The 6,311-nt window shown below is 30.9% G+C and carries 4 protein-coding genes and 1 pseudogene; 4 read left to right on the forward strand and 1 reads right to left on the reverse strand.

What is annotated here, in order from left to right; genetic code table 11:
* The 4 genes and pseudogenes from ACIQZ1_RS09345 to ACIQZ1_RS09360 all read left to right on the forward strand — a co-directional run.
* Positions 1 to 405, forward strand: a pseudogene (locus tag ACIQZ1_RS09345) (hypothetical protein); the annotation flags it as partial.
* Positions 406 to 411: 6 nt separating this feature from the next.
* Positions 412 to 4,407, forward strand: coding sequence for a DUF6443 domain-containing protein (locus ACIQZ1_RS09350; protein ID WP_396160749.1), 3,996 nt, complete (start codon positions 412 to 414; stop codon positions 4,405 to 4,407).
* A 100-nt stretch (positions 4,408 to 4,507) separates the two neighbouring features.
* Positions 4,508 to 4,873 carry a hypothetical protein gene (locus ACIQZ1_RS09355; protein WP_396160751.1) on the forward strand — a complete coding sequence of 122 codons (366 nt, stop codon included), beginning with the start codon at positions 4,508 to 4,510 and terminating at the stop codon, positions 4,871 to 4,873.
* A 150-nt stretch (positions 4,874 to 5,023) separates the two neighbouring features.
* Positions 5,024 to 5,722, forward strand: a complete 699-nt coding sequence (locus ACIQZ1_RS09360) for an IS1 family transposase (protein WP_396160753.1) — start codon at positions 5,024 to 5,026, stop codon at positions 5,720 to 5,722.
* Positions 5,723 to 6,116: 394 nt separating this feature from the next.
* On the opposite strand, the gene ACIQZ1_RS09365 is transcribed toward ACIQZ1_RS09360, so the two are convergent.
* Positions 6,117 to 6,311, reverse strand: a 195-nt coding sequence (locus ACIQZ1_RS09365; protein WP_396160755.1) for a response regulator transcription factor, incomplete at its 5' end; no start/stop codon positions are given.

The raw sequence follows: 6,311 nt of genomic DNA on the forward strand, positions 1-6,311 counted from the left end.
TATTATGACTTATTTGATGATAAAAATAACATTATACAATATCACAACGAGCATGATATTTCCACAGCTATCATTTGGGGTTATAATAAATCATATATTATCGCAAAAATTGAAAATATTCAATATGCTTCTATTCCTGCATCTATTATAACTAACCTGCAAAATTTATCAAATACTGGAACAGAGGTAGATTTAATAACGGCTTTAAATATTCTAAGAGGTTCTATTTTGCCCAATGCTTTAGTAACTACCTATACTCACAAACCCTTAATAGGTGTAAGTACCATTACCGACTCTAAAGGCGATACCCAAACCTATCATTATGATAGTTTTAACCGACTTCAATTTGTAAAAGACAGTAGCGGCAATATTTTAAGTGAAAATGAATATCATTATAAAAACTAATTGGACATGAGAAAAATACTATACCTATTATTGCTACTACCTATATTAGCAATAGCCCAAAGCCCCGACCAAAATTGGATTAAAACCAAAACCTACAAAGAACCTACTTTAAACGCATTGGTAACACCCACACCTGTACAAGCGGTTACACAGGTAAGTTATTTTGATGGGTTGGGACGTCCGATACAACAAGTGGCACATGCCCAATCCAATTCGGGAAAAGACATTGTAACGCACATAGCATATGATGCTTATGGCAGAGTGGAAAAAGAATTTTTACCTTATGCCAACCAAACCCCTAGTTTAAACTATAATGCTAGTGCTGGCTCTAATGTTTTGGGATTTTATAGCACCATTGGGTATGAAAACACAACCAATCCTTATAGTCAAAAGCAATTTGAAGCTTCTCCGTTAAACAGAGTATTAAAACAAGCAGCCCCGGGCAATGCCTGGGCAATGGGTAGCGGTAAAGAAATTAAATTCGACTACAAACTTAACGAACAAAGTGATTTAGTATATAAATTTGTAGCAGATAGACAGTTTGATACCGCCAATATGGTTTATAACTATACTTTAGTTTGCCAAGGCTATCACCCGAATAGAACAGTCTATAAATCCATTGTTAAAGATGAAAATTGGACCACTAGTTCTGGAAATAACAATACCATTGAAGAATATAAAGATAACTTTGGTAGAGTGGTTTTAAAAAGAGCGTTTAATAATAATATTAAACACGACACTTATTATGTGTACGATGCCATAGGAAACCTGATATATGTTTTGCCACCTACTTTATCAGATGAAATAGTATCAATTTCTTCAAATCAGGTACCTTATGTTTTTAATAAAATGATTGGCTATAACGAGTTTTTATTATCGTGTAATGGTTCTAATGTTGTTGGAGGAGGAGGATTATATATAAATATTCAAAACAGCGTTTTTGAATGTCATTTTAATTCAAGTTTTACAACTGCAAAAATTGATTTAACAAAAACATTTTCATTAGAATTACCAAGTTTAGTTCCAAATCAGGATTTAATTAATTTTTACGGATATACATTATATATTGAAAGTAACACACTAAAATTTAGATTAAATACAGCTCAACAAAATTGTTTTATTGCTTTACCAAATAATTTAGCATTTGCATTTTCACTTAATCCATCTCAATTTGCCTATACCACAAATTATACTGCAACAGCTAATCAAGCATTATTACAGCATGCCGCTTACCAATACAAATACGATGCTCGTAACCGCTTAGTAGAAAAGAAACTACCAGGCAAACAGTGGGAATACATCGTATATGACAAATTAGATAGAGTTGTGGCTACAGGTCCTGCGTATAATCCTTATGGTGGAAGCGATACCAACAAAGGTTGGCTTATCACAAAATACGATGTGTTTAATCGTCCTGTATATACCGCTTGGTACAATGCCGCTGTAGCAAGTTCGGCTAACCGAAAAACATTACAAGACACCTATAACAATGCTACTGTTTTTTCAGAGAGTAAAACCACTAGTGCTACCACGATAAACGGCATCGCTACCAAATACACCAATCAAGTAAGTCCAAGTGCGTTTGTTGTACTTACCGTCAATTATTACGACAGTTATGATTTTCCAAATGCACCTCCTATTCCATCACAAATAGAAGGACAAAACACACAAAGCACCAACCTAAAAGGTATGCCAACTGGTAGCTGGGTGCGTGTGTTAGATGCTGCTGGTTCTACTTCAAATGAGTTAAGTTACACTGTTTACGACACCAAATACAGACCCATTAGAAGTTACACCAAAAACTATTTGGGAGGTTATACACAAGTGGACAGTAAATTGGATTGGGCAGGTAAAACACTTTATACCGTAAGCTCACATAAAAGAACCGCTTCAGGACAATTGTTTACAGTAAAAGAACGTTTTACCTATACGGCACAAGACCGATTACTAAAGCATACCCATGAAATTGTAGGGGCATTACCCGAACAATTACTTACTTTAAATACGTATGATGAATTAGGGCAATTACTTGCTAAAAATGTAGGTGGCACAGATGTTACAGGTACACAAGCTATACAAAAAGTAAATTACAAATACAATATTAGAGGCTGGCTTACAGCGATTAACGATGTAAATAATTTAATGCCATCGGCAACAGAAAACGATTTGTTTGCTTTTAAAATTAATTACAACAAAAAAGAAAATGACACGGAAGGACTGTTTAACGGCAACATATCCGAAACCTTATGGCGCACAAGTGCTGATAACACAAAACGAAAATACGCCTATAATTATGATAATTTAAATCGATTATTAGAAGCCAATTATAGCAAACCTGAAGATCCTAATACTTTAGATAATTACCTAGAAAAACTTAGTTATGACAAAGCTGGTAATATTTTAACTTTAGAGAGAAATGGAAATTTAGACCCAAGCGGAGGTGCTCCAGTAAATCAAATAGACAATTTAGAGTACAGTTACCACCCAGAAAATAAAAACCAATTACTAAAAGTAATCGATTTAAGTAACAGCCCACAAGGGTTTAAAGACAATTACGCCTCTACTGAAAATGATTTTAGTTATGACAACAACGGCAACATGACCGCAGATATTAACAAAGAAATCGAAAGCATAACATACAATCATTTAAATTTACCCGTAAAAATAAATTTTGGAGCAAAAGGAAATATATATTATCTTTATAATGCGATAGGAGGAAAAGTAAAAAAAGTAGTTGAAGATAATGTGGCGCATATTACTACCACAACCGATTATTTAAGTGGTTTTCAGTATCTAAACACAACTTTACAATTTTTTCCACATGCCGAAGGGTACGTTCATTACACCAAGCCACTAGCCGCACAAGGCGGAGAAAATAGTGCATTGGGAAGTTTTAATTATGTATTTAATTACACTGACCATTTAGGAAACGTAAGGCTGTCTTATGCTAGAGACCCACTTGTAAGAAACAGGGTAAAAATATTAGATGAAAACCATTTTTATGCTTTTGGATTAAAACACAAAAATTATAATGTAGAGCATTTAGATTTTGACCAATTTCCTGATACAGGTGTAGAGTTAGTTCCTATGCCAGCAGTAGCGAATGCAAGTTACAATTATAAGTACAACGGAAAGGAGTTGCAAGAAGAACTTGGGCTTAACATGTATGATTATGGTGTTAGAAATTATATGGCTGATATTGGACGTTGGGGAAATATGGATTATCATTCAGAATCATATTTAGATTTATCTCCTTATAATTACTGTAAAAATAATCCTGTGAATTATATTGATTTTTTAGGATTAGACCCAATTTTTAAGAATGGAAGATATTATGACAATGGGAAAGAAGTAGATTTTAATTATGTCACAGATTGGCTTCAAAAAAATGATGGTATTGAAGCTACATATAAATTTGAATTAAATAAAGATGGGAATGCAAAATTAGTTGGAACTAAAGAAAGTGGGAATAAAGGGAATACCTTTGTATATCAAGGGAAAACTTTAACTGCGAATAGTTTTATGACTTTAATGGGTAGAGATGATTCAAATAACAATGTTGGTGATTTCAAGGATATACAATATCTAGAGATGGGGCATATATATCAAATTTTAGGACAGGCTGCTCACGTTTTTTATGATTTATATTCAAATAATATCGAATTAGCTGAATTTCGTGAATCTGTTGGAGGTAAACTTGATTATAAAAATGTTTTATATGATATGTTTGGCTTTAATAGAAGAAGTTTGGTTTCTATTGGTGGTGTTGTTTATAATCCTAATGAAGCGGGTAATTTTTTATGGGGAATGGTTTTACAATATCATGGAAGTGTTTTTTCATCTAATTGGGTTGCTGAAAAGGGAACTTCAGGAAGAAATGATGAAAGATGGGAGCAAAAAGCAATTTCTGCTGGAACTTTATTTGGTAGGCAATTATATAATTCCAGAAATAATGCTTCTGAAGATTTAATATTAAAACATAGACTATCTTTTAGAGAATAATATGAAAAAAATAATTTATTTTACAATCATTTTTATTTTTACTTATTGTAAAAGTAAAGAAGAATCAAATTTTGAGAAATTAAAAATTGTTTCACCAAATTTGGAAAAACTAATAGTCAAAATTGAAAAAAAACATAAGGATTATTTTTTTAATTCTGATAGGAATAGAATCGTATTTATTAAAGATAAAAATGAGATTTTAAATACTAAAGATTTTGTTTTGGATTCGGAAATAAAAAGTGATATGATAAAATACAGTATAGACGAAATTAGATTTGAAAAAGTTGAGGATAGTTGTAGTTTAAATAATAGTTTTACTAAAGTATTCTTTAAAATTGAAGACAACAGTTTAGATGAAATTTCTTATTATTTATATGAATATTGTGGTAATTCAAAAGAATTTCACTCTAAAAGTATTTGGTATAAACCATTTAAGTTAAAATGGGGATTATATATTGAACGGTAATGAATCAGATTGGTAATGTATCAAATGTGTTGTTATTAAAATATTAATTTATAACTACTTGATTATTAATACTATTTATAAAAAATAATTTGATAATAAAGGCGACCACTTGGTCGTCTTTATTATTTTTATACTCTTAAATCGTCTAAAATGAAAGAATCTGTAACTTCGTGTATCAAACGTGTTGGTGGCAAAGAAATTTGTGGTTTTTGTAATAATTTTCTAATTAAATATGGAAAGTCGGCTGCAAATAAAGTACGTTTTAAATGTAAATTCTGTAATAAAACGCAAGTAGAAAATTATACTTACAAAGCCTATTTACCCAATATAAATAATAATATCGTTCAATTTACTAAAGAAGGACTAGGAATACGAAGCACAGCAAGAATATTAAAAATATCTACGACTACACTTTTAAAAAGAATAATTGCAATAGCCAAGAAAATACCCAATCAGCCCATTTATAAATACAAATCTTATGAAGTTGATGAAATTAGAACGTTTATACGAAATAAAGAAAAACCAATTTGGATAGTTTATGCCTTAGAAAGGGAAACCAAACAAGTTGTAAATTTTAGTATAGGTAGAAGAACCAAAAGAACCTTGCAATATGTTACTAATTCATTATTGTTATCTAACCCCAAAAAAGTATATACAGATAATTTAGTTCACTATAAGTCATTATTGAATACTACTATTCACAATACAAAACCATTTAGCACCAATCACATTGAAAGAAAAAATCTTTCATTAAGAACGCATCTAAAACGATTAAACAGGAAAACAATTTGCTTTTCAAGAAGCTTTATACTATTAAATTGTGTTTTGAGAATTTATTTTTGGGGATGATTTTTTGGTTTCAATAGAATTATAAGGCAATATGAGATTACGATGGTTTTATCATAGTCTAATTAACGTAAAAATACGCAACGAATTTTAATTATGGTCATTTACTTTTACATAATAAAAATTTTAAACGTTAATAATGAAAAAGAGAATAGTTGTGTTGCTTATGTTGGTTGCGGTTGCAATCCTTAGTTTTACCATAAATACGTATAGTGCTGGTCGTAAATGCACAGGTTCTAGTAAATGTACTGTTTGTAAAAATTGCAAGTATTGTAAGCACTGTTCTAAAGACGGTGGTAGCTGCGGTGTATGTAAGTAATATCGCTAATTAAAGAGTTAAATAGGAGTAGGGAACATATTGATTTACTTTCAAATCACTATTACGATGTTTAGAAATTTATAATTCTTCCAATTTAATAATTCGATTTTTCAGCGTCAAGGTAACCACATCAGTAATGTTTTTTTGATTGGTTTTTTGTATAATTCGCCGTCTGTGATTTTCAACAGTTCTAGGACTAATATTAAGTATTTTAGCTATATATTCATTGTCTTTTTGTTGAGAAATTAAACGAATGATATCAATTTCTATATC

Origin of the sequence: Flavobacterium sp., assembly GCF_044341185.1 — a bacterium.
Classification (GTDB): domain Bacteria; phylum Bacteroidota; class Bacteroidia; order Flavobacteriales; family Flavobacteriaceae; genus Flavobacterium.

What these genes read in the sequence shown, in the direction of transcription:
- ACIQZ1_RS09350 (WP_396160749.1), top strand. Translation starts at nt 412, where the DNA reads ATGAGAAAAATACTATACCTATTATTGCTACTACCTATATTAGCAATA.
- ACIQZ1_RS09360 (WP_396160753.1), top strand. Translation starts at nt 5,024, where the DNA reads ATGAAAGAATCTGTAACTTCGTGTATCAAACGTGTTGGTGGCAAAGAA.